The sequence below is a fragment of the Lactobacillus selangorensis genome, from assembly GCF_001437205.1.
Classification (GTDB): domain Bacteria; phylum Bacillota; class Bacilli; order Lactobacillales; family Lactobacillaceae; genus Paralactobacillus; species Paralactobacillus selangorensis.
This window is the reverse complement of sequence record NZ_JQAZ01000001.1, coordinates 36746-59381: the sequence shown is the minus strand read 5'-3', so window position 1 is coordinate 59381 and position 22636 is coordinate 36746. Positions and strand designations below refer to the sequence as shown.

The 22636-nt window shown below is 48.3% G+C and carries 26 protein-coding genes and 1 other annotated feature; of the genes, 3 read left to right on the top strand and 23 right to left on the bottom strand.

Features of this window, described 5'->3' with window-relative positions; all coding sequences use genetic code 11:
* Nucleotides 1–37 precede the first annotated feature (37 nt).
* Complete coding sequence (locus IV40_RS00325; RefSeq protein ID WP_057768216.1) at nucleotides 38–529, bottom strand: HD domain-containing protein; 492 nt, start codon at nucleotides 527–529, stop codon at nucleotides 38–40.
* Nucleotides 530–656: 127 nt separating this feature from the next.
* Nucleotides 657–1415 (bottom strand): TrmH family RNA methyltransferase, encoded by a 759-nt coding sequence (locus IV40_RS00320; protein WP_057768213.1) that lies wholly within the window; start codon nucleotides 1413–1415, stop codon nucleotides 657–659.
* Between the two features lie 108 nt (nucleotides 1416–1523).
* Between IV40_RS00320 and IV40_RS00315 the strand changes: the two genes are divergently transcribed.
* The 3 genes from IV40_RS00315 (at nucleotide 1524) to IV40_RS00305 (ending at nucleotide 3789) form a co-directional block, all read left to right on the top strand.
* Complete coding sequence (locus IV40_RS00315) at nucleotides 1524–1805, top strand: acylphosphatase (RefSeq protein WP_057768210.1); 282 nt, start codon at nucleotides 1524–1526, stop codon at nucleotides 1803–1805.
* 108 nt (nucleotides 1806–1913) lie between these two features.
* Nucleotides 1914–2912: a membrane protein insertase YidC gene (gene yidC / locus IV40_RS00310; RefSeq protein ID WP_057768207.1), complete on the top strand. Its 999-nt coding sequence runs from the start codon at nucleotides 1914–1916 to the stop codon at nucleotides 2910–2912.
* 160 nt (nucleotides 2913–3072) lie between these two features.
* On the top strand, nucleotides 3073–3789 hold the full coding sequence (locus tag IV40_RS00305) for an N-acetylmannosamine-6-phosphate 2-epimerase (RefSeq protein WP_057768799.1): 717 nt from the start codon (nucleotides 3073–3075) through the stop codon (nucleotides 3787–3789).
* A gap of 180 nt (nucleotides 3790–3969) precedes the next feature.
* On the opposite strand, the gene IV40_RS00300 is transcribed toward IV40_RS00305, so the two are convergent.
* The 21 genes from IV40_RS00300 to mutM form a co-directional block, all read right to left on the bottom strand.
* Entirely contained in the window at nucleotides 3970–5487 is a 1518-nt protein-coding gene (locus IV40_RS00300; protein WP_057768204.1) for a sensor histidine kinase, read from the bottom strand.
* Entirely contained in the window at nucleotides 5484–6185 is a 702-nt protein-coding gene (locus IV40_RS00295; RefSeq protein WP_057768201.1) for a response regulator transcription factor, read from the bottom strand. Before IV40_RS00295 ends, IV40_RS00300 begins: the two co-directional genes overlap by 4 nt.
* Before the next feature lie 264 nt (nucleotides 6186–6449).
* Nucleotides 6450–7871, bottom strand: a complete 1422-nt coding sequence (gene gndA, locus IV40_RS00290; protein WP_057768198.1) for an NADP-dependent phosphogluconate dehydrogenase — start codon at nucleotides 7869–7871, stop codon at nucleotides 6450–6452.
* A 184-nt stretch (nucleotides 7872–8055) separates the two neighbouring features.
* On the bottom strand, nucleotides 8056–8625 hold the full coding sequence (locus IV40_RS00285) for a YceD family protein (RefSeq protein WP_057768194.1): 570 nt from the start codon (nucleotides 8623–8625) through the stop codon (nucleotides 8056–8058).
* Complete coding sequence (locus tag IV40_RS00280; RefSeq protein WP_057768191.1) at nucleotides 8625–9809, bottom strand: nucleotidyltransferase; 1185 nt, start codon at nucleotides 9807–9809, stop codon at nucleotides 8625–8627. The genes IV40_RS00285 and IV40_RS00280 overlap by 1 nt, the downstream gene beginning before the upstream one ends.
* Nucleotides 9790–10530: a class I SAM-dependent DNA methyltransferase gene (locus IV40_RS00275; protein WP_057768189.1), complete on the bottom strand. Its 741-nt coding sequence runs from the start codon at nucleotides 10528–10530 to the stop codon at nucleotides 9790–9792. Before IV40_RS00275 ends, IV40_RS00280 begins: the two co-directional genes overlap by 20 nt.
* Nucleotides 10527–10898, bottom strand: a complete 372-nt coding sequence (rsfS, locus tag IV40_RS00270; RefSeq protein ID WP_057768186.1) for a ribosome silencing factor — start codon at nucleotides 10896–10898, stop codon at nucleotides 10527–10529. The genes IV40_RS00275 and rsfS overlap by 4 nt, the downstream gene beginning before the upstream one ends.
* Entirely contained in the window at nucleotides 10898–11512 is a 615-nt protein-coding gene (yqeK, locus tag IV40_RS00265) for a bis(5'-nucleosyl)-tetraphosphatase (symmetrical) YqeK (protein WP_057768183.1), read from the bottom strand. The genes rsfS and yqeK overlap by 1 nt, the downstream gene beginning before the upstream one ends.
* A complete protein-coding gene (locus IV40_RS00260) occupies nucleotides 11505–12155 on the bottom strand; it encodes a nicotinate-nucleotide adenylyltransferase (RefSeq protein ID WP_057768181.1) in 651 nt (216 codons plus the stop codon). Before IV40_RS00260 ends, yqeK begins: the two co-directional genes overlap by 8 nt.
* A 10-nt stretch (nucleotides 12156–12165) precedes the next feature.
* Nucleotides 12166–12483: a YhbY family RNA-binding protein gene (locus IV40_RS00255; protein WP_057768178.1), complete on the bottom strand. Its 318-nt coding sequence runs from the start codon at nucleotides 12481–12483 to the stop codon at nucleotides 12166–12168.
* A gap of 14 nt (nucleotides 12484–12497) precedes the next feature.
* Nucleotides 12498–13628 carry a ribosome biogenesis GTPase YqeH gene (gene yqeH, locus IV40_RS00250; protein WP_057768175.1) on the bottom strand — a complete coding sequence of 377 codons (1131 nt, stop codon included), beginning with the start codon at nucleotides 13626–13628 and terminating at the stop codon, nucleotides 12498–12500.
* The gene (locus IV40_RS00245; RefSeq protein ID WP_057768172.1) at nucleotides 13621–14151 is read right to left on the bottom strand and encodes a YqeG family HAD IIIA-type phosphatase; all 531 of its coding nucleotides are present in this window, start codon (nucleotides 14149–14151) and stop codon (nucleotides 13621–13623) included. Before IV40_RS00245 ends, yqeH begins: the two co-directional genes overlap by 8 nt.
* A gap of 363 nt (nucleotides 14152–14514) precedes the next feature.
* Nucleotides 14515–14874: a 50S ribosomal protein L20 gene (gene rplT, locus IV40_RS00240; protein WP_057768168.1), complete on the bottom strand. Its 360-nt coding sequence runs from the start codon at nucleotides 14872–14874 to the stop codon at nucleotides 14515–14517.
* A gap of 71 nt (nucleotides 14875–14945) precedes the next feature.
* A complete protein-coding gene (gene rpmI, locus IV40_RS00235) occupies nucleotides 14946–15146 on the bottom strand; it encodes a 50S ribosomal protein L35 (protein ID WP_057768165.1) in 201 nt (66 codons plus the stop codon).
* A 29-nt stretch (nucleotides 15147–15175) separates the two neighbouring features.
* Nucleotides 15176–15703 carry a translation initiation factor IF-3 gene (gene infC, locus IV40_RS00230; RefSeq protein ID WP_057768162.1) on the bottom strand — a complete coding sequence of 176 codons (528 nt, stop codon included), beginning with the start codon at nucleotides 15701–15703 and terminating at the stop codon, nucleotides 15176–15178.
* A gap of 45 nt (nucleotides 15704–15748) precedes the next feature.
* Nucleotides 15749–15886: a sequence feature (ribosomal protein L20 leader region), on the bottom strand.
* A 25-nt stretch (nucleotides 15887–15911) separates the two neighbouring features.
* Nucleotides 15912–17912 carry a threonine--tRNA ligase gene (thrS, locus tag IV40_RS00225; protein WP_057768160.1) on the bottom strand — a complete coding sequence of 667 codons (2001 nt, stop codon included), beginning with the start codon at nucleotides 17910–17912 and terminating at the stop codon, nucleotides 15912–15914.
* A gap of 314 nt (nucleotides 17913–18226) precedes the next feature.
* On the bottom strand, nucleotides 18227–19153 hold the full coding sequence (gene dnaI, locus IV40_RS00220; protein ID WP_057768157.1) for a primosomal protein DnaI: 927 nt from the start codon (nucleotides 19151–19153) through the stop codon (nucleotides 18227–18229).
* Nucleotides 19153–20547, bottom strand: coding sequence for a replication initiation and membrane attachment family protein (locus tag IV40_RS00215; protein WP_057768154.1), 1395 nt, complete (start codon nucleotides 20545–20547; stop codon nucleotides 19153–19155). The genes dnaI and IV40_RS00215 overlap by 1 nt, the downstream gene beginning before the upstream one ends.
* A gap of 15 nt (nucleotides 20548–20562) precedes the next feature.
* On the bottom strand, nucleotides 20563–21066 hold the full coding sequence (nrdR, locus tag IV40_RS00210) for a transcriptional regulator NrdR (RefSeq protein ID WP_057768151.1): 504 nt from the start codon (nucleotides 21064–21066) through the stop codon (nucleotides 20563–20565).
* 69 nt (nucleotides 21067–21135) lie between these two features.
* On the bottom strand, nucleotides 21136–21732 hold the full coding sequence (gene coaE / locus IV40_RS00205) for a dephospho-CoA kinase (protein ID WP_057768148.1): 597 nt from the start codon (nucleotides 21730–21732) through the stop codon (nucleotides 21136–21138).
* Complete coding sequence (gene mutM / locus IV40_RS00200) at nucleotides 21729–22574, bottom strand: DNA-formamidopyrimidine glycosylase (RefSeq protein WP_057768145.1); 846 nt, start codon at nucleotides 22572–22574, stop codon at nucleotides 21729–21731. The genes coaE and mutM overlap by 4 nt, the downstream gene beginning before the upstream one ends.
* Nucleotides 22575–22636: the final 62 nt, after the last annotated feature.

The window sequence follows — 22636 nt, the reverse complement described above, 5'->3', positions numbered from 1 at the left end:
ATATAAAAAAAGGCTGCTAATTGCAACCTTTTCCAAGCTAATGATTCACTTTTAACTTGTCTTCCACGTCGTTGGCCAAATGACCCATGTATTCATCCATGGCACAATAGTCATCCACGAGTGAAACAACCCATGTTTCTTTGTAACGGGGCAATCCAATCGTCGCACCCCACATGTGCTTGACGATAATGTCCTTTTCCATGGGCGTCAATTCTGTTATTTTTTCGGCATTGCGCAAGGCCACACGTGGGTGGATATAAGCATGCGTCCCACGGTTGAACTTGGTTTTCCGCCAGTCGTAATAGAAAAGGTCATGTAAAAGGCCAGCTCGTGCTAATGCACGTGTGTTTAAGTGTAATTTTTTTCCGATTAGATAACTGCGGTAAGAAACGTTCAGGGAATGTTCCAAACGAGTCATCGAATGATGCTGCGTATAATTGTTTAATTTTTGAACGGCATCTGTGTGCAACAGATCGTCGATTTGAGCGACGTACTCAGGGTCATCCTGCCAAGCTAATAATCCAGACATTCAAAAGCTCCTTTTTGCCATCAACTGACTGCTATTTATTCTTTGGTTCCAAATTCATCATAACAGCAAACGTCCGGAAAAGATAGCATTTTCATTTATTTAAGACAAGCTTAAGAAATCGTTATTTTTAGCCTCTTAAGGCGAACATTAAAATCCCCGCTGCGACAGCCACATTCAGTGACTCGGCTTGGCCGGTGATTGGAATATACAGATTCTGCGTTGTCTGCCGCAAAAATTGGGCCTGCATCCCGTTGCCTTCATTGCCGACGACTAAGGCCATTGCTTCACCGGCTGGCACATCGGTATAGGAAACGGCCTGCGGATTCAATTCCGACCCGTAAACAGGCAGCTGTGCCTTTTTGAAGGCCGTCATCCAATCACCTAAATCACTCTGATAAATCGGCAAATGAAACTGGCTGCCCTGCATGGCCCGCAGTGTCTTCGGATTATACGGGTCGACGGTTCCCCGCCCGAAAACGACCCCTTGATAACCGGCGGCATCCGCTGTGCGGACCATCGTACCGACGTTGCCAGGATCTTGGACGGCATCGAGAAATAGCCACTGCCCGTCGAACGCAGCCGGCATTGTCTGCTCCGGCACCGCCACAACGGCAAAAATGCCTTGGGGCGCCTGTGTGTCGCTTAAATGCTGCGCAACTTCGGGGGCAATTTCGATTGTCTGGTCGTAGTAAGCCCGCAGTTCCCGTTCGTTCAAATACTTTTCAGTGGCAAAAATCTTGCTGATTTCGGCACCGCTTTGGATAGCTTCCTTGACTAAATGCCAGCCGTCGAGCAGATAACTGTGATTGCGTTCCTGATATTTGCGTGTGGTTAGTTTTTTAGCTTGTTTAATCTGGTCGTTTTTGGCCGATTGGATAAATTCCATAGGTAACAGAACCCCTTCTCTTTTTGGCCCATTATAGCATATTCTTCCGGCTGGTATTTTGCCGGCCCGGCGCTTATGATAGAGGAGAAACACAAGGAGGTTGTGAAGATGACACAAAAAGCAGTTTCCATGAAAGTCACGGGTATCGTGCAGGGGGTCGGTTTCCGCTGGGTTGCGCAGCGGATTGCCAATCAGCTGCACTTAAACGGTTTTGTCCGCAATAATCCCGACGGCACGGTCTATACGGAAGTCGTTGGCGCTGAAGCGGACGTCAATAAATATATCGAGATGATTTCGGGCGGTCCATCGCCCAGCAGCCGGGTCGACCATGTCGAAATCCATACGCTCAATCCGCTGCCGGATTACAAGGAATTCAAAGTTACTTTTTAGCACGTTTCAGATTAGAAAAACCTGGTTTCAGTCTTTAGACCGGTTGAAAAATGCAAGCCCTTCAAGTATAGTAATTTAGTAAATGAAATTGACTTGAAAGGGATTATCATGCAGAAAAAAACGAAATTATTTTTAGGCGGCGCAATGATGGCGTTGATGCTGTTCTTGTCGGGCTGTGCCCGCAAGGCAACGACCACCGGCCATTTAAAACCACCGACAGGCTTTTTTTATGGTTCAATCTATAAGTACTTCGGAATTCCAATCCAGCATTTAATGAACTGGCTGGCCGGACTGCTGGGCGGCAGCGGGAATGCTTATGGGTGGGCCATCATCATCATCACATTTGTCGTTCGTTTGATTTTGCTTCCCTTAATGCTGAATCAGTCCAAGAAGATGACGGAACAGCAGGAAAAGATGCGTGTCCTGCAGCCGCAATTAAACTTGATTCAGGAACAACAGAAAAAAGCAACGACGACCGAAGAAAAGAGTCAATTAAGCAGTTTGATGATGCAGGTCTACCAAAAGAACGGCACCAGCATGATGCCGAGTCTTGGCTGCCTGACCTTAATCATTCAGCTGCCGATTTTCTCCGGTTTGTACATGGCCATCGAGTACTCCGCCAAAATTTCGGCGAGTCATTTCTTTGGATTCAACTTAGGTAAATCGAGTCTGACAATCACGATTGTCGCCACCCTCTTCTACCTGGCCCAAGGTTATTTATCAATGTACCACATGGCGCCTGAACAGAAAAAGCAGATGCAAACCACCTTATTGATGAGTCCGCTGATTACCTTCTTTATTTCCCTGTTCGCACCAGCCGGACTTGCGCTCTACTTCTTAGTCGGCGGGATTATCATCGTCATTCAGCAAGCAATCACGACGTTCATCATCACGCCGCAGATCAAGCGCCGCATCGATGCAAATCTCAAGGAACATCCAGTCGTCGAGGTCGTTACACCGGAAACATTTGCACATCCGGATGTCACTCCAAACAGCACTGCTGACAACGGAAGCGCTGGAACGGCTAAAGAGAGTCAAGCTGAAATCAGTCATGAAGAAAATCGTAAACGGAATGCTGGTAAACAGCAGCATCATCCGCATGCTTAATACACAGAACGGCCTCAAAATGGAGGCCGTTCTTTTTTATGGCCGCACAAATTTTTGAATTCGGTTTCTGAAATCGTTTACATTTTGCTTTAGTTGTGCTAACCTTTTTTATGAAGGGCGCACATGAGAGGCGCTGAATTGGAGGCCTTTTAGCATGAGTATGAATCAAGCAGAATTTATTAACCAAGTACAGGGCAACCTCATCGTTTCCTGCCAAGCATTACCAGACGAACCATTATATTCAGAAACCGGCGGCATCATGCCGAAGATGGCAGTTGCAGCTGAATTAGGCGGAGCTAGTGCCATTCGGGCCAACTCAATCCGTGATATCAAAGAAATTCAGCAAGCAACCAAACTGCCGATCATCGGCATCATCAAGAAGAACTACCCGCCGGAAGAACCTTACATCACACCGACGATGGCCGAAGTTGAACAACTAGTAGCTGCCAATGTCGATGTAATCGCACTCGACTGCACATCGCGCCAACGCCATGATGGCAGCAATGTGACCGATTTCATTGAAAAAGTTCAGGAACGCTTCCCGAAGCAATTACTGATGGCCGATGTTTCGACTTACACAGAAGGTGTCATTGCCTATCAAGCCGGCGCTGACTTTATCGGCACAACATTAAGCGGTTACACGATTGACAGCCCGGAACATGACGGTCCTGACTTTGCCCTCGTCGAACGGCTGGCTTCGAAACATATCCCCGTCATTGCTGAAGGCAAGATTCGTACCCCACAGATGGCCAACCATGCTTTACAAGTCGGTGCCATGAGTGTCGTCGTCGGTGCCGCAATTACCCGTCCAGCCGAAATCACAGCTCGGTTCGTCAATGGCTTAACCGGCAAACCATTCTATCATCATAACTTCTAAACGCACATTAAAGGAAGATGTGACCCAAGTCGGCTTTGCGCATCAGATTAAAAAAGTCACTGAAAGTCCGTACTGGGACGGTCAGCGAATGGGATTTAACCGGAGACTGAGCAGACTTTTGGACCCCGTTTAAATAAGATAAAAAGGAACCATGGCTTATGTCACGGTTCCTTTTTTACGTTATTTTAAAATACCGTCTGGTACATCAGCAGCAGTTGGCGGATCTTCTTTAGGCGGAGCGGCCCGTAAGAGACTGATTTTAAAGACCGACCCGGAGCCGACGACACTTTCGACCGTCAGCTGGCCATGATAGCCATCAACCAGTCGTTTGGCAATCGATAATCCGAGCCCGTTGCCGCCCTTTTCACGGCTGCGGGCCTTATCCACTCGATAGAAACGATTGAAAACTTGCGCTAAATCATCCTTTGAAATCCCCTCGCCGAAGTCCTGCACAACGATATCAACATGGTGAGCATCCGACGCAACCGCCAGATGAATTTCTTTGCGAGTCGTCGAATATTTGACGGCATTATCCATTAAAATAATCAAAATCTGTTCTAAATGGTTGCGATAAATCCGGGCCCAAGTCGGACCATGGAGGTCATCATCCAAGATAAACTTAAAATCGGGATGGAGCATTTGAAAATTGGCAAAGACCTGGTGCACCAAGTCGCCGGCATTCGTCACCTCATGGAGATACTGCGTTTCGACGGCATCGGCACGGGTCAATTCCAGCATTTCCTGAATCAGCGACTTCATGCGTTCCGTTTCCTGCAGTGACGCCGCCAAGGACTCATCCAATACCTTCGGGTCATCCTTACCCCACCGATTGAGCAGCTGCAAGTGGCCTTCAATGACCGCCACTGGTGTCCGCAATTCGTGCGAGACATCCTGAACAAATTGCTGCTGGGTATCGACATAATGCTGAATCCGGTCGAGCATCCCGTTGAATTCATCGATTAAATCGGAAAGTTCATCTTGAGAATGCTGCTGCGGAATTCGTTTGTCAGACAATGGTTCTTCATTGATGGCCTTGATTGTATCGGTCATCATCTTGATTGGCCGCAGGAAACGAGTCGCGAGAACATACCCCACCGTCGCACTGAAAATAATCGCCAGCAGACTCAGACTGTACAGCCAGCTGCGCATCTGCGTCAGGACATTATGATAATCCCCTAGCTGGTTGACGACCTGAACGTAGCCGACAATTTGGCCGGTTTTATCCGACTTGACCGGCGTCATCCCGACCAGAACGTCCTGGCCATGCGCACGCGAACCGGCCACATGCCGATCGAGCGTCGCATGAAACGGCACTGTGAAATCCCGAAATTGAAGGACCCGTTTCTGGCTGGGATTGAAGATGGCCACCGAAATATCCTTATTGGTCAGCCGATTGAGCAGGCTGTCCTGATAAACCGTATGCGAAGACTGGTCGAACCTAGTCAAATCGGCGACTGAGCTTGTCGTCAGCGGTTGTTTTTCCCGTTGCAGCCGGGTCGTGACCGTCGTCATCGTCTCCTCGACATTCCGCCGTTCCTGCTGCATCAGCACATTTCCGGCACTTTCGTATAACAGGATTGCGAACAAAAGAAAGGTCACGAACAGACTACCAGCAACGGCAATCGCCCATTTGACCTTCAGCGAGATCCATGGTTGTTCACCCTTTTTTTTCGTTTTTTCTGTGGATTCTGAAATCACGATCGCATCACGTACCCCGTTCCACGCACAGTCTGGATATAGCTAGGCTTTCCAGGCCGATCGATTTTATTCCGCAAGTAACGAATATAAACATCAACAACGTTGGTTTCGACATCGGAATCGTAGCCCCAGACTTTGCTCAACAGGACATCCCGTGCTAGAACCACATTGACATTTTCCATTAAGACTAATAAGAGTTCATATTCACGTTTTGTGAGTTCGATGACTTCATCGCCACGCCGGACAACCCGATTTTCCTTTTCGATTGTTAAATCTTTGAAGGTCACTGTCGTCTGTTTAGCGGCATTATGCTCACCTTCGATATCGATCCGCCGTAACAAAGCTCGCAGCCGGGCCAGTAATTCTTCGATAGCAAATGGCTTAACGATATAATCATCGGCGCCATGGTCCAAGCCCGAAACACGATCAATGACCGAGTCACGGGCGGTCATCATGATAATCGGCGTATTCTTCACCTGACGCACCCGCCGGCAGACCTCGAGTCCGTTTAATTCCGGCAGCATCAAATCGAGCAAGATCGCATCCCAGTTCTCGTTGAGGGCTGCATCCAAGCCGGTTCGGCCGTTGAAATGAACTTCTGTTTGATAACCCTCATGCTGTAATTCCAATTCGACGAACCGGGCTAAATTCTTTTCGTCTTCGATAATTAAAATGCGACCCTTACTATTTTCGCTCATTTTGAATGAACACTCCTTTACGCGCCATTGACCTCTTTAATGAATCTTTTAATGTATACTCTTAAAAATTGCTGACAGTATTTCTAATTTTACTATTCAATTTGTTATTTTACCATAACTGCCCTTAAAAAACGATACGCCGGTAATGGTCCGCACCAAAAAAGCATTTCCAATCATTGAATTGGAAATGCTTTTTAGAACGTGGCCAGAAATGCACAAAAAATGGCTTAATTGTGTTCCGCCACAAACTGGACTTCTATCGTGTTACTGTTCTTTGTACCATGTGTAATGGAAGTTGCCGGGACGGTCGGTCCGTTCGAATGTGTGGGCACCGAAGTAATCACGCATTGCTTGAATCAAGTTAGCTGGCAATTGGGCACTGCGATACTGATCGTAGTAAGTGATGGCTGAACTGAAACCAGGCACTGGACGGCCTAATTGAACGGCTAAACTAGTCACGTTACGGGCAGCATCTTGATACTTGCCGGCAATGTCTTTGAAGTAATCATCCAACAAGATGTTCTTCAATTGCGGGTTCTTCTTGTAAGCATTCATGATTGGTTCCAAGAGTTTGGCACGGATGATGCAGCCGGCACGCCAGATGGATGCAATCTGTTCATATTGCAGATCCCAATCGTAATGAGCCGAAGCAATTTCCATCTGTTCGAAGCCTTGGGCATAACTCATAATCTTGCTGAAGTACAATGCTTCACGGATTTGTTCCAAAACCTTGTCCTTGTCAATCTTGATGTCCTTATTGACAACTTCTGGCAAAATCTTGCTTGCGTTGACACGTTCGTCTTTCATCATGGAGATGTAACGAGCGTAAACGGATTCGGTGATGACACTCTGCGGAACCTGTAATTCAAGGGCGTTTTCAGAACTCCACTTGCCTGTTCCTTTGTTGTTGGCACGGTCTAAGATCATTTCAACAATCGGCTTGCCAGAACCTAAATCATCTTTATAAGTCAAAATCTTGGAAGTGATGTCAATCAGATAAGAGCTTAATTCGCCCTTGTTCCATTCAGCAAAGGTCTTGGCCATTTCATCATCGGACATGCCTAAAACATTCTTCATCAGGTCGTAGCTTTCACTGATGAGCTCTTCATCGCCATATTCGATGCCGTTATGGATCATCTTGACATAATGACCAGCACCGTTGGGTCCGATGTAAGCGACACATGGGGTGCCATCTGGGGCCTTAGCCGCAATCTTCGTTAAGATTGGTGCGACCAGGTCATAAGCTTCTTTTTGACCACCTGGCATCAAAGCAGGGCCTTTTAAGGCGCCCAATTCACCACCGGAAACACCCATTCCGATGAAATTGATACCTGATGAATCCAATTCGGCATTACGACGCATCGTATCCTTGAAGAAGGTATTCCCGCCATCGATCAGGACATCGCCTTTGTCCAAGAATGGCAAGATTTCATGAATGACATCGTCAGTCGGCTGGCCGGCCTTGACCATTAACAGGATGCGGCGCGGCTTTTCCAAAGAATTGACAAAATCCTTGATGGTATAGCTTGGTACCAAGTTTTTATCTGAATGATCCTTAACAAATGCCTCGGTCTTTGAGCCTGTCCGGTTCCAGACAGCAACTGTGTAGCCGCGACTTTCAATATTCAACGCTAGGTTTTTCCCCATGACGGCCATTCCGGCAACGCCAATTTGTGGTGTATCCATAATTGATAACCTCCTAAAAATTGCGATGGACTAAAAACGCTTTCGCATAATTTGAACACTCTTAGGATAACAGATTTTATTCGTTTTGAAAAGTGATTACACCGAAATAGTTTAAATTTTAAAATTATTTTCATGGTGACTGTAAAAAAAAGAAGCCCTATTTTCATAGGACTTCCCGACGCGCTTATTTTTGCGAATCATCCTGACCGTTGTCGTCATCCGGCAGCAGGTCTTTCAGCTTGGCAAACTGCGAGTTTTCCCGTCGTGATTCTTGTTGACGTTTGGCATATTCGCTTTCGCTGATGACTTCCCAGTCGTTTCCTTTCGGCATCGCATCCGACTGCTGTTCATCCGTGCTTAAGACCCGCAACGGCACACTCAGCAGCAGATGGTCTTCAACAGCCGGCATCAAGTCGAGGGCATGCTCCTTCAATGGAATAACAACGTCGGTATCTTCATACCGGTCCAAACTGGCCGTTTCAGGGTCAGCATAGATTTCGCTAAACTGTTCATCGACCGGCAATTCAACCGGCTTCAAACTACGGGTAGACGGAACCGTTAATTGGCCTTGAATGCGGACGGTAGCGACCCAATCGCCGTTTTCCTGCTGAATCTGGCCGGTCACATGGACAGGCGTTGCATCGAGAATCTCATCGTCCCGCTGCATCAGGTCGCTTTTGACGGAAACCGTCTCATCGAACGTCAACGGACGGTCATAATACTTATCGAGTTGTGAAAGTTGCCATTTTAACATTATTCTAATTCCTTTCCTTTAAAAATGGGATGGCGGCCGTAATCCTGCGGCACGCCCGTCAATTGCTGAATTAAGGTATCGACACGAACTTCGAGCCCCAATAAACCGTCAGCTCGGCCCATTTTAGCATCGACACGTGTCACTAACGGCACCGTAACGGTCTTTTTAATCTGGTGCAAGTAAGCCTGCCCCGCCTGATTAAACCCCAGCACCTGCAGATACGGCTGGTCATACGCCTGCTTCATTTCAGATGTTGTGACATTTAATAACGTATATAAACACAGCCGCCGCAGACGCGCATAAGTGTACCGTTTAGTTTTGAGGGCCTTCAAAAAGGCGGCAAAAGTCTGACTCGCACCGATTTGCTGCTGGAAGCGGTATTCGAGCCCTTCCGACATCTGGTAAATGCGGCGCAGTTCGGCCAGCGACGCACTCTGGATTCGATACTTCAAAAACGGAAAGAGCTGGTCCCAGGTCAGCCAATCAGAATGCACCTGCAGAAACTGCCAGGTGCTAGGGGGGACGACGGCAGCCAGGCCCGCTAAATCACCGGCCAATAACTTAGTGCGAATCGCACTGGCACTGGCAAACTGGTCATGCGCACCGGCTTGGTCATGCGCACTCCCGACACGTGGCACCGCAATCAATTGCAGCGGCTGCTGCAAACGAGCATTGGCCGTCGCATAGCTCAAGCCCAGCAAATGGTTGGCATGACTGATATTCAAATGCAGTTTTTCCTGATAATACTGATTCAGCTGGGTGGCATACGTCTGCGTATAATCCGTAAACGCCGCATGCAAATCCGGCAGCGCCGCCAGTTCCTGACCTAATTGGGCATAGTCCGCATCCGGCTCTTCACTGCCGAATGCCAAACTCTGGCACCCTAATGCTGCCAACAAGCGGACGGCGCCCGTCGCAAACCGATCAGCCGGCTCGACGGCATCGGCAAACGGCAGCTCAATGACCAAATCAGCACCAGCTCGCAAAGCCAATTGCGCACGCTGCCACTTATCAACAATGGCCGGTTCGCCTCGTTCAACGTAATTGCCGCTTATCAAGGCGACCATCACATCGGCGTGCGACTGTTTACGGGCCGTCTGCAATTGGTACAAATGGCCGTTGTGAAACGGATTATACTCAGCAATAATGCCGCACGCCGTTAAATCAGTCTTTGTGTGCTTCAAAGAACCACCGCCCGCTCTCTGGCTGAACTTCCTGCCGACCAAAATCGGCAGTGACCTGGATGCCTGTGAATCCAGCTTGCGTCAGCGCCTGTTGATAAGCGGCAAGCGGATAGGTCCGTTCATGGTGCAATTCATTTAATTCTTGATAACCCTGAATCTCATCGTCCCAGACGAAGAAACTAAGGTCGTGCTCAATCGAATGCGGCACGTCCCCTTCGTAACTAGTCCACATGAAGGCCATCTCTTCCTCTTTGTAATTGTACATATAACCTGGGAAGAACTCATCAATCTGATAGATAGAATGGGCATCGAACAAAAAGGTGCCCCCTGGTGCGAGCACCTGATAAACCTGTTGAAACACCTGCTGCACATTGTCCAAATCGGGCATATAGCACAGCGAATCGTCGAAACAAGTGACCGCTTGAAACGGCCCCAAACCTTCGAGCGCACGCATATCGCCTTCGACCCATTCGACGTCCGTCCCGGCTGCCTGCTGTTTCTGGTCGGCCAAAGCTAACATTTCGGCGGAGAAATCAAGCCCCGTCACGTTCAGCCCTGCCTGGGCGAACTGGATGGCCAGATCGCCGCTGCCGCACGCCAGCTCGAGCAACGGTGCCCCTGCCGGCAGCTGCAACCGCTCTTGGGCATAGTTGTACCATTGCCGGTAGAGATCTTTGTCCATCAATTGATCGTAGACCCGGGCAAAGGTGGTATAAATCATTCTTCTTCCGCCTTTTCACCTAGCCAATCGGTAACATCGACTTCTGGTGCTTGATTCCATAATTTTTCAAGATTGTAGAATTCACGTTCTTCTTTGAGGAAGATGTGAATCACAATATCATTGAAGTCAAGCAGGACCCATGGTGAATCTTTCTTGCCTTCGACATGGCCGACTGTTACGCCAGCGGCTTCTTCTTTTTCAATGATGGCATCGGCAATCGCAGCGACCTGACGCTGTGAATTCCCGGTCATGATGACGAAGTAATCCGCTAACAAACTAACTTCCTGCATATTGAGGGCGATGATATCTTCGGCCCGTTTACTGTCGGCTGCTTTGACAGCAATTTCTAACATTTTTTTACTATCCATTACTGAGCTCCTTTTTTCTGCGGGACCCAAGCATTATAGCTCGTCAGGGTTCCCGGATAGACCTTACTGTGTGTTTGAATCAAATATTCTAACGTGTGGACTAATTCATAGCGCACCCCGTCATCGATATCCCGATCAGCGGCTTTGCGAGCGTCCTCAACGCCGGGAAAATCACGCTTCGGTTCGATAAAATCGGCCACAAAGACGATTTTGTCGAGCAACGTCATTTCTGGTGCGGCAATCGTATGCCGACGAATTGCATTCAGAATTTCCTGGTCATGAATGTCGAGTTCTTTTTCGACAAAATAAGCCCCCACGACGCCGTGCCAGATTCCATTGCCATATTCGAGCAATTCAGGATTCATGTGCTGCTGCAGGATGACAGCTTTAAATTCATCAGCTGTCCGCTGCTTGGCATAATCATGGCACATGCCGGCAATACTGGCTTTTTCGACGTCGCCGCCGTTTTGTTCCGCTAATCGAATGGCAGTTTGTTCGACACGTAAACAATGCTGGAAGCGAGCATCATCGAGTCGCATCTGCACCCGTTCGACAAGTTCTGTCCGGGGATACGGGACAATTCCTTCATGATAAATCAATGTTTTCTCAGTCACGATACAATTTCGCCTCTTCAATGTAATCAAGGACTGCTTCCGGCACAAGATAACGGACGGAACAGCCTTGTTTCAGCTTGCGGCGGATTTCCGTCGAACTGATATCGATCAATGGTGCATCGACCCAAGTGACTGGATAAGCCGAATGCGGCGTATAACCACGCCGTTTGACACCGACAAAATGAACTAGTTTGACTAATTCATCAATTTTGTGCCACTTCGGCAGGTACGCCACCATATCGCCGCCGATAATAAAATAATAATCGGTGTCAGGATGCTGCTGTTTCAAATACTTCATCGTGTCGAAAGTGTAGCTGATGCCGCCCCGTTTAACTTCGCATAGTTCGATGCCGAACAATGGATTGCCCATAATGGCCCGTTCGACCATTGCGACCCGATCTTTGGCCGCAATCGGATGTTTTTTATCGACATGCGGCGGCGTCGAATCCGGCATAAACAGGACTTGGTCGAGCCCTAATTGGGTGCCAACCTGTTCGGCCATAATCAGATGGCCCAAATGCGGCGGATTAAATGTGCCGCCTAAGATGCCGACCTGCTTACGGGGCGCGTTATCTAAAATTTCTTCCTTCATTTCAACCGTGATCACCGGTTGGGTCAATGTGTGCGTCATTATCTTTCCCATCGGTGGCGCCTCAAGCAACTAAAGCTTTAACCTGCGGCGATAAACGCCGGTTCTCTTTCTTATGCGCTGGCCGATACAAGACCAGCACCCGCCCGATTTTCTGGGCCACTTCAATCGTGGGATCGAACTTCTGTAAAAATTCAGCGGCTTCATCCAAATCAACATCGCTATTCTGCAGCAGACTAATCTTCAAGAGTTCCCGCCGTTCGAGGGCATCGACCACTTGCTGGGCAAATGCATCACTCAGCCCATTTTTTCCTAGTTGAAAAATGGCCTTGATTGTTTGTGCGCGACTGCGTAAAAATCGCTTTTGTTTTCCTGTCAACAAATCTTTCACTCCTTCTAAATCAATGCCGAACGTAAGACAACGGACACACCTTCAGGGGCATATCCAGCCACTTGGGTATTGGCCGGCACTGTAATCCAGCCTAAGCCGGAAAAGACTAAATCGCTCTTTTCGTGTGCATGGAACTCATACCGCACCAATGGTGGAAAGTCAGCCACTTCGTTAGGACGCGGCGGCTGCAATAACTTGCCCAGCTGGCGCCGATAAAAGTCGTCGGCATTGCTGGTCTTAGTCCGATGCACAAATAATTGATTATCCAAATAAGCCACAAATCCATGGCGGCCGCCGGACAAATAATCGAACCGTGCTAAGCCGGCTAAAAACAAGGTCTGCCCCTCATTCAGCTGATAAACTTTCGGTTTGATTGGCTTGGTCGGTGTGACCAGTTTCAGATCTTTGGCCGACAAATAATGGGCCATCTGTTCCCGATGAACGATTCCGGGTGTATCTACGATCTGATGCCCATCGTCCAGCGGAATTTCGATCCGATCAAGGGTCGTTCCGGGAAAACGGGACGTGGTAATCAAATCCTGCATGCCGGTCTGGTCGGAAATAATGCGGTTGATCAGCGTTGATTTGCCAACGTTCGTTGTTCCGACGACATAAACATCCCGGCCTTTGCGTTCCTTGTCGATCTCAGCCATCAAGTCCTCAACGCCCCAGCCCTTTTCAGCACTGACTAAAACGACGTCGAGCGGCTTCAAGCCTTGTTCTTTGGCCTGATGCATCAGCCAGCGTTTGATTTTTGCCGGCTTGACTGATTTTGGCAGCACATCGGCTTTATTTCCGACCAAAATGACTGGATTTTTGCCGACAAACCGGTGCAGTCCGGGAATCACACTCCCATTGAAGTCAAAGATATCAATCACATTCACGATCAGGGCATCGACTTGACCAATTTGATTCAACAATCGTAAGAAGTCGTCATCAGTCAGCTGAACGTCGCTGACTTCATTGTAATGGCGGAGACGAAAACAACGCTGACAATAGATGCCCTCGCCCTCTTTTTGTTTGGCGAGCGCCGAAGCCGGCGTATAACCAGCCGCCTTCGGATCGGTGGTCTGAATCTGTGCCCCGCAGCCGATACAATATAATGGTTCTTCTGTCACTTGTTTTTCTTCAGTCATTCAAGTCCTCCTGCCAGTGTAATGCTGGATATTTTTTCCGTAACCCGAAAAAGAGAAATTTTTCGAGAAAACGATTCAACTTGGTATTCCAGGCATCTGTATCAATCAGCGGCCGTACTAAAATTGTCCGCAATCCCGCTAAGTTGCCTGCATGCACATCCGTGATCAATTGGTCCCCGACCATCACAATTTCGTGGCGGGATAAATTCATTTTTTCCTTAGCATGCTCAATGCCAAGACTGAGCGGCTTCATCGCACGTGCCACATACGGCAGGTCGAGATTCTCCACCACCTGTCCCACCCGGCGATGATTATTATTCGAAACGACGACAATCGGAATACCAGCCGCCTGCATGGCTGCGATCCAGTCTTTCAGCTGCTGAGTGCCGTCTGGATTATTCCAGGCCAGCAACGTATTATCGAGGTCCGTAAATACAGCATGAATTCCCTGTTTCTGAAATTGTTCTGGCGTGATATTATAAATCGCATCGACCATCCAGGTCGGCTTAAAACGATTAAGCACGAGTGCGCCTCCTTGTTTTTTAATGATTATTCCTATTATAAGAGATTTTGTAGAACGTGACAAACGCAACCCATTTGTTTGTGCAACGTGCTCGCAAGGACAGCGAGTTGCATTTCAGTTGCTTGCCTGGAATGCGTCAGTTTGCTTAAACGTGCGCCAGGCAAACCGATCCCTGCGGTTCACTGCAGACTGGCTTTGAAACGTGCTCGCAAGGACAGCGAGTTGCATTTCAGTTGCTTACCTGGAATTCGTCACCGAATTCTCAGCTCAAGCTTCCTGAGCCTGCACTCGCTGACCGTCCTTGCTCACACTCTGCAAAAAAAGACCCGGCGCATGTCGGGTCTTTCAATGCATTATTAACTTTTAGTTTGCCAAAGCTTTCTTGGCAGTTTCAGTTAAGTCCGTGAATGCCTTTGGATCACTGATGGCAAGATCAGCAAGCATCTTACGGTTCATGTCAACGCCGGCTAACTTCAAGCCATGCATCAATTTGCTGTAGCTGATGTCATTTTGACGAGCAGCAGCATTGATACGAGCGATCCATAAACGACGGAAATCACGCTTGCGAGCGCGACGGTCGCGGAATGCATAACGATAACCACTTAAAACTTGTTCTTTAGCTGTTTTGTACAGGATGTGCTTTGCGCCACGGTATCCTTTAGCCAATTTTAAAACCTTTTTACGACGTTTGCGCGTCACTGTTCCACCTTTAACACGTGCCATGAAAAATTCCTCCTTGAATAACGCTGCCGTTCGAACAGACAGCTCGTTGATTTAGAATATGAAGTCAGAAACTACTTCATTTGTGAAACCATCTGTTTGATTCGCTTCATATCTGAATACGAAACTAAGCCAGCCTTACGCAAATGACGACGTTGCTTCTTTGTCTTCCCATGGAAACGGTGGTTTGTGTATGCGTGATGACGCAATAACTTACCAGTTCCGGTCTTCTTGAAGCGCTTTGCAGATGCGCGATGGGTCTTGAATTTTGGCATAATCAAATTCCTCCAGTTTTAGACAGCGCCTATTTCTTAGCGTCGCCCTTATTTTCTTTGTTGTCCGCTTTTGGTGCTAATTGCAAGAACATACTCCGGCCATCCATCTTTGGATGAACTTCAACGTTGGCGACGTCGGCATTTGCTTTTGCAAACTTCTCCAACTGAGCCCGACCAATGTCCTTATGTGTAATGGCACGACCACGGAAACGAATCGAAACACGAACTTTATCGCCTTTTGCCAAGAATTTCCGTGCGGCATTCAACTTTGTATTGAAATCATTTTCCTCAATCGTTGGACTTAACCGAACTTCTTTGACGCTGATGACTTTCTGCTTCTTTCGTGCTTCACGTTTCTTCTTTTGCTGTTCGAAACGGTACTTTCCATAGTCCATGATCCGCGCTACTGGTGGCTTAGCCTTGGGAGCAACGATCACTAGATCTAAATTAGCCTGATCGGCTAATCGTAATGCATCGCTCTTCGACTTAATCCCCAGCTGTTCGCCAGTTTGCGAAATCAACCGCACCTCACGAGCACGAATTCCATCATTAACCATCATGTCTTGTGCTATGGTCCTTCACCTCCAAGATTATTCGAGAAAAACGCAGAAAAAGAACGGCTTCAGTCAGACTGAACCCGCTCTTTCAACACTTCATTCGACTCTCCCACAGAGAGTCTTGCATGAGCCCAGGCACTTATTTATGCCTCAGGCGAGAAGCGGGAACTTCTACTTTTATTTCTCAACGTTCTTTAGTTTACGGGAATTACTCCTGAATGTCAAGCTTCTTATCAAGTGATTCTTGGCTCTTCTTGAGCTTGCCATCACGAGAATAGTTCTTCGTTTCAGCGACAATGGCATCAATGAACATGTTTGTTGATTCTTCTTCAGTATGTTCTTCCCCATACTTCCGTACCGAAACAGCGACTTCATTGACTTCTTTGTCACCGACAACCAATGTATATGGAACCTTCTTGGTCTGTGCTTCACGAATCTTGTAGCCCATCTTTTCGTTGCGGTCATCGACACGGACCCGCAGCCCACGTTTCTGCATTTCATCCTTAATATAGTTGACATATTCAAGATGCAAATCGTTCTTGACTGGAATCAAAACGGCTTGAACAGGTGCTAACCAGGTTGGGAAAGCACCCTTGTAGATTTCGATCAAGTAAGCAGTGAAACGTTCCATCGTTGAAACAATCCCACGATGAATCATGACTGGACGATGTTCCTTGCCATCTTCACCAACATAAGTCAAATCGAACTTCTCTGGCATCATAAAGTCGAACTGAATGGTGGACAGGGTTTCTTCGTTCCCAAGGGCAGTCTTAGTCTGGACATCAAGTTTCGGACCGTAGAAAGCAGCTTCCCCTTCGGCTTCGTAATAATCCAAATGCAGATCATCCATGGCTGCTTTCAGCATGCTCTGGGACTTGTTCCACATTTCATCATCTGGGAAGTACTTCTTGGTGTTCGCTGGGTCACGGTAGCTCAAACGGAAACGGTAGTCGGTGATGTTGAAGTCTTCATAAACTTCCATCATCAACTTCAGAATCTTCTTGAATTCGTCTTGAATCTGGTCCAAAGCAACGAATGTGTGGCCATCGTTTAAGGTCATTTCACGGACACGCTGCAAACCAGATAAAGCACCGGACTTTTCATAACGATGCATCATGCCCAGTTCAGCGACACGGAATGGCAGATCACGGTAGGAGCGGATGTGATGATTGTAAATCTGGATATGCGATGGGCAGTTCATCGGACGTAATTCCAATTGTTCACCATCACCCATGTCCATCGGCGGGAACATATCTTCACGGTAATGTGCCCAGTGGCCGGATTGCTTGTACAGGTCCAAGTTAGCTAAAACAGGTGTGTAAACATGCTGATAGCCGTTGGCAACTTCCTTGTCGATGATATAGCGTTCGATCGTCCGCCGAATTGTGGCACCATTTGGCATCCAGTATGGCAAGCCGTTGCCGACCTTTGGATCAACGAAGAATAAGTCGAGGTCACGGCCGATCGTCCGGTGGTCACGTTCTTTGGCTTCTTGGCGACGCTTGAGCTCGTCTTCCAAGTCAGCTTTCTTATAAAAGGCGGTTCCGTAAATCCGCTGTAACATTGGATTGCTGGACTTGCCTTCCCAATAAGCACCCGCAACAGAAAGTAATTGGAAGTACTTGATGCCGCCGGTCTTTGGCAGCATGGCTCCTTCGCCGAAATCACTGAAACTGCCGTCCGCTAAAGAATACACTTCAACGGCGTCGCCTTCAGCGTCCTTCAGCAATTGTGACTTGTAAGGGTCATCTTTGTACTGAGCGGCTAAATCAGCTTTGGCAACCGGCTTCTTCGTAATGGCAATGTTTGCTTTGATGAGCTTGTTCATCGTCGCAGTCAATTTGTCGAAGTCAGTGACAGCGACTTGACCATCGGCTTTATCGGTGTCGTAGTAGAAGCCGTCTTCGTTGTCGGCCGATGCACCAAAATGCAGTTCAGGGTAAAGCCGCTTCAAGGCGTCTGCCAAAACAAAAGCAGTTGTGTTGCGCAAGATGGCTAACCCATCGGCGCTATCCTTTGTGACGATTTCAATGGTCCCGTCATCGATTAGCGGTTCGTCTAAACCAACTAATTGATTATTAAAACGCGCCCCAACGGATTTCTTGGCTAAACTCGTTGAGATTCCTTTAGCAACCTCTAAAACGGTTGTTTCTTTTTCAACTTGTCGTGTTGAATTGTCTGGCATTGTCAATGTGATTTGTTCTGCCATGCTTTTCCCTCCAAAAATTTGTCTGCTGGCTAAAGTGGCGAAAAGAAAAAACGCCCTGAAGCATAAACTTCAGGACGTTTTAAACGCGGTTCCACCCGGATTGAAATTCAATATCAAATTTCCACTTTAGCGTTGTTAACGGATGCGATCCGGTGCAGCTTTGCACTGCACATCTCAGAAAGTGGTCCAGCAACCTCCTGTTAGGCCCCTTCCAGCAAAAAGGCCCTCTCTGCAAACAATCGGATCACTGTGTATCTTTCCTCGTTGAATGCCTTAATTAAACCACGTCTCTCCTTAAAATGCAAGCTGTCATTTTAGGAATTTTCCAGCCGGCGATTTGGGCCCTGAACAACGACCTGACGGGACAAATAACGGACCCGTTCCATGATGCGCTTGGCTTTTAGCGGCTCATTGTCGCCTTGCGAACTAATCGTCAGAAAATTGGTCAGCTCATCCATCGTTTCATTCGATGAGAAGAACGTCGGCAGCTGTTCCTGCATCCGATACTGCAGGATAATCCCCAGTACTTCATCCCGGACCCAAGCACTGACGGTCCCAGCACCGATGTCATCTAACATCAGAATCGGTGCCTTTTTGACACGGTCGATTTTTGCTTGGACATTATTATCCTTGATGGCATTTTTCATTTCGACCGCAAACGTCGGAAAATGCAATAAAGTCGTCCGGAAGCCCTTTTCAGCCAGTGCATTCGCAAGTGCGCCCAGCAAGTAAGTCTTGCCGACTCCGAATGGTCCGGTCAAATACAGCCCTGGATGGAAGGTCTTGGGGTCGTTCACATAGGCCATGAAAAATTGATTGGCCGCCTGCAAAGCATTCGAACGGCCGGTCGGATCGTAAGATAACAGGCTCGCATCAGCGATGTCCTTCGGCATGTTGATCCGCTGGACCCGATTTTTCAGTGTCTGCACAGCCCGTTTTTCCTGCAGTTCCGTTGTCGGCACATAGGTGACATCAATCAAATGCTGGTCCATTACTAGCTTCGGCGCATAGCCAGGGGCAAAAGTCGGCTCACCATGGGCTAATTTATTTTTTTCAAGGACATACTCATAGATTTTGGCCGCACTGCGGTCCAACGTTTCCGGTGTCATTTCGGCTTTGTGGGCGTTCAGAAAAGCCTGCACATCGGGGTCCTGCAAACTCTGCTGAACCATTTCCGCAAATTTTTTGTTCCAATTGCGGCGGTTCATCGTCTGCTGCATACTTTTGCCTAAATCTTCCATTACGATTGCCCCCCTTCCAGCATCTTTTTAACAGCTTCACGGCTCGCAGCGAGTTCTTTTTGCTCGTCAGACGAGAGCTGTTTGGTTTCTTGCTTTTGGTAGCCGTCCTGAGCCCAATCCGGCAGTTTTTCCTGACGGGTCGGCCGGCCGTTACGTGTGTAGTGTTTCGGCTGCTTTTTTTGTTTCGGCTGCTTGAATGCTCGAATCTGATTCAAAGCATCGACGCCGGTCTTGACACCGGCTTGAATCCAGCTATCGGCGACTCGGTCCAGCAGATTCTGCGTAATCGTCTGATAATTATTGACCAGATAAACAATCAGAATCGCAATGACCTGATCGCTGAAAATATAGCGATTTTCAAGGTTGCGCAGGGCATAAATCTCGCCCTTGCCGACGATTCCATGCTTCTTTTCCTTGACGGCTTGCAGATAATCCAATGGCACGACATCCGCCGTCTCCTTCAGAATTTGAATTTCACGTTCCGAATAACCCTTCTGCTGCAGCTGCTTTTCTTGTGCGGACGTCAGCGCCTGCTTTTTCTGTGCTGGCCGTTTCAGCGACGTTGTTTTTTCGGTATGTTCCTGCAAAACGACGCGTTCCAAGGCCGGCATGTCGATTGTATTATCGGCTACATTCATCGTTCGAGCGATGGCATGGGCTAAATCGATTTCACTCAAATTGTAAAACTGATGCAGGTTGAATAATGCCGCCTGATTTTGATCAATCTCGCTGCCGGAAATGTGGCCGCCGCTCCACACAAATTGTTTCAAGGTTTCCCAATCAAACGTCTGCAGCTGCGCCTGACTATAGGCCGGCACTTGGGCCGGTTTGGTCGTCATCGACGCTGCCGCCTGTTCCGCCGAACTCGTCGTGTGGGTAAAGGCCTGCTTGCCGATTTGGAACACATCGAGAAAATTCTTAGTCACTTCTTTAAAATCCTTTTTGGTAACCGGATGCAGCTGCGTTTCCTTGACCAGTTTTTCGAATTGATGCTGGTCGACCTTCTGGTACAGCGCCAGCCGCAACAGGTCATCCTTGAAAAAGGCATCTGGTGCCAGTGGTGCATATAGTTCGTAGACAAACAGCCGGCCGACTTCATCATCCTTTTGATAGGTCCGCAATAGCCCTAAGCCTTCCAGCTTGAGACGATTTTCATAAAAGGTCGGCAGGTCGATGTCGAGAATGCTCAAAATCTGACTGTGCAGGACTCGGTCGGTCATCACCGCCTGTTTGCGGACAAACGACCACAAATACAGATATAAACTATACGCCGTGACCCCCATTAACGGCTGATACAACAAGGTCAGCACCCGCTGGTCGAAATCAGACAGGTAATTTGCCTTCGTAATTAAAAAGCCATCATGGGGGCTTAAGGCTGCAAAGGCATCATTCATCGGCGTGCCGCCTCCTTATTTCTTTGACTGTGACTTCTTTTTTGAATCGCTTTTTTGTTTCGCCTTGTCTTTTGCCATCATATCTTGCAATTCCTGCATAAAGACTGAGGTGTCCTTAAATTGACGGTAGACACTCGCAAACCGGATGTAGGCAATTTCGTCGACATCCACGAGTAAATTCATCACATATTCACCGATGACCTGTGAAGAAACTTCATTTTCACCAAGCGCACGCACCTTATTTTCGACTTCATCGACAACGGCTGTGATTTGTTCAGACGTTACCGGCCGTTTTTCAGCCGCACGAATGATGCCCCGCATAATCTTTTCACGATCGAATTCCTCACGCGTGCCGTTTTTTTTGATGACGAGCAAAGGCGTTTGTTCGATGCGTTCAAACGTCGTAAAGCGAAAATGACAATTTTCACATTCACGCCGGCGCCGAATCACCCGCCCATTATCGGTCGGCCGACTATCAACGACGCGTGAATTATTGTGATGACAATGTGGACACTGCACAAGCGCACCTTCTTCTTTCTAGAATATTGTTTCTATTATAACACGTTGCCGCCAGCGGCCAAACGGCTCTCAGGAAAGTCCCAGCGCCATCAGAATCGCTTGGACACGTGCCTGTTTCTGAGCCGGCGTCTGGGTATTATCGAAAATAAAATCGGCTCGTTCAACCTTCTCAGCCAACGGCATTTGGGCCGCAATCCGTTGCTGGGCCGCATCCGTTGCCAGATGGTCCCGTTTCATCAGCCGTTCAAGCTGGACTCGTTCCGGAACCGTCACTACCAGAACCCCATCGCAGAGTTCATCGTAGTGGCTTTCATACAGCAGCGGTACTTCTAAAACCACTAACGGGCTTTTCTCAGCGGCCACTGCCGTCTGCCGAACCATTTCGGCCCGAATCAGCGGATGTTCGATGGCATCTAGTTCAGCCAGTTTATCTGGGTCGGCAAAGACGAGCGTCCCTAATTTTTTACGATTCAATTCGCCATTGGCCAAAAGAATCTGCGGACCAAACGCCGCCGCCACCTGCTGTAACCCCTGTGTGCCTGGTGCGACGATTTGGCGTGCCACCTGGTCGGCGCTGATGACGGGATAGCCGGCGTCTTTAAAAAGCGCCGCCACCGTCGATTTGCCGGTTGCAATGCCGCCGGTAATGCCTAAAAGATAGCTCATTCGAAGCGCACCTGCCCGATTTTCTGACAACTAGGACAGAAATGGGTGCCCCGCTGGCCGACTTTGATTTTTTCGATTGGCGTTCCACAGCGATCGCAGGGTTCGCCCTTCCGGCCATAAACATGCAGCTTTTTCTGAAAAGCACCGGCATTTCCATTGGCATCGACGAAGCTGTGGACGGTTGTCCCGCCCAAAGTAATCGCCCAATCCAATTCACGGATAATCGTATCATGGAGAAAATCAGTCTGGGCTCGTGTCAGTTCATTGGCCGGGGTTTCAGGATGGATAAAGGTCAGCCACAGCACCTCATCGACATAGATATTGCCCAGTCCGGTAACGGCCGTCTGATCCAGCAAAGTCGTCTTGATGGCCTTGTGGTGCCGCTGCAGCTGCTGGTAGAAAGCCGCTTTTTTAAACGCCGCTTCCGTTGGTTCAGGTCCTAATTTTGCCAAGCCCGGCACGCTGGCTTCAGTCCCCGTCAGAATCAGCTGCATCCGACCGAATTTCCGTGAATCAAGGTAGCGCAGTTCGGTGCCATCGGTGAACCGAAAGATGACATGGGTGTGCTTTTCCAACGGTTCCTCCTTCGAAACGGCCAAATGATAATGACCTTCCATCCGCAAATGGCTGACCATCGTCAACCCATTGCTGAACCGGAACAAAAGATATTTGCCCCGCCGGTCGATTGCTTCGATCGTCTGACCGGTCAGCTGCTGTTTAAATTGTTTGGAATCGCCGGTCACGATTTTTGGATAAATCAGTTCAATAGCGGCGATTTTTTTACCGATCACAAGTCGTGTTAAGCCACGCCGGACCGTTTCAACTTCTGGTAATTCTGGCATCGTTTCCCTCACCTTCTATGTTCATACAAAAAGGGCCGCACAGCGACCCCCTTTCAATAACG

Excerpts from the sequence above, each read along its gene's own strand:
- IV40_RS00325 (WP_057768216.1), bottom strand. The coding sequence starts at position 529 with ATGTCTGGATTATTAGCTTGGCAGGATGACCCTGAGTACGTCGCTCAA.
- IV40_RS00320 (WP_057768213.1), bottom strand. The coding sequence starts at position 1,415 with ATGGAATTTATCCAATCGGCCAAAAACGACCAGATTAAACAAGCTAAA.
- IV40_RS00315 (WP_057768210.1), top strand. The coding sequence starts at position 1,524 with ATGACACAAAAAGCAGTTTCCATGAAAGTCACGGGTATCGTGCAGGGG.
- yidC (WP_057768207.1), top strand. The coding sequence starts at position 1,914 with ATGCAGAAAAAAACGAAATTATTTTTAGGCGGCGCAATGATGGCGTTG.
- IV40_RS00305 (WP_057768799.1), top strand. The coding sequence starts at position 3,073 with ATGAATCAAGCAGAATTTATTAACCAAGTACAGGGCAACCTCATCGTT.
- IV40_RS00295 (WP_057768201.1), bottom strand. The coding sequence starts at position 6,185 with ATGAGCGAAAATAGTAAGGGTCGCATTTTAATTATCGAAGACGAAAAG.
- gndA (WP_057768198.1), bottom strand. The coding sequence starts at position 7,871 with ATGGATACACCACAAATTGGCGTTGCCGGAATGGCCGTCATGGGGAAA.
- IV40_RS00285 (WP_057768194.1), bottom strand. The coding sequence starts at position 8,625 with ATGTTAAAATGGCAACTTTCACAACTCGATAAGTATTATGACCGTCCG.
- IV40_RS00275 (WP_057768189.1), bottom strand. The coding sequence starts at position 10,530 with ATGATTTATACCACCTTTGCCCGGGTCTACGATCAATTGATGGACAAA.
- rsfS (WP_057768186.1), bottom strand. The coding sequence starts at position 10,898 with ATGGATAGTAAAAAAATGTTAGAAATTGCTGTCAAAGCAGCCGACAGT.
- IV40_RS00260 (WP_057768181.1), bottom strand. The coding sequence starts at position 12,155 with ATGGGAAAGATAATGACGCACACATTGACCCAACCGGTGATCACGGTT.
- yqeH (WP_057768175.1), bottom strand. The coding sequence starts at position 13,628 with ATGACTGAAGAAAAACAAGTGACAGAAGAACCATTATATTGTATCGGC.
- rplT (WP_057768168.1), bottom strand. The coding sequence starts at position 14,874 with ATGGCACGTGTTAAAGGTGGAACAGTGACGCGCAAACGTCGTAAAAAG.
- rpmI (WP_057768165.1), bottom strand. The coding sequence starts at position 15,146 with ATGCCAAAATTCAAGACCCATCGCGCATCTGCAAAGCGCTTCAAGAAG.
- infC (WP_057768162.1), bottom strand. The coding sequence starts at position 15,703 with ATGGTTAATGATGGAATTCGTGCTCGTGAGGTGCGGTTGATTTCGCAA.
- thrS (WP_057768160.1), bottom strand. The coding sequence starts at position 17,912 with ATGGCAGAACAAATCACATTGACAATGCCAGACAATTCAACACGACAA.
- dnaI (WP_057768157.1), bottom strand. The coding sequence starts at position 19,153 with ATGGAAGATTTAGGCAAAAGTATGCAGCAGACGATGAACCGCCGCAAT.
- IV40_RS00215 (WP_057768154.1), bottom strand. The coding sequence starts at position 20,547 with ATGAATGATGCCTTTGCAGCCTTAAGCCCCCATGATGGCTTTTTAATT.
- coaE (WP_057768148.1), bottom strand. The coding sequence starts at position 21,732 with ATGAGCTATCTTTTAGGCATTACCGGCGGCATTGCAACCGGCAAATCG.
- mutM (WP_057768145.1), bottom strand. The coding sequence starts at position 22,574 with ATGCCAGAATTACCAGAAGTTGAAACGGTCCGGCGTGGCTTAACACGA.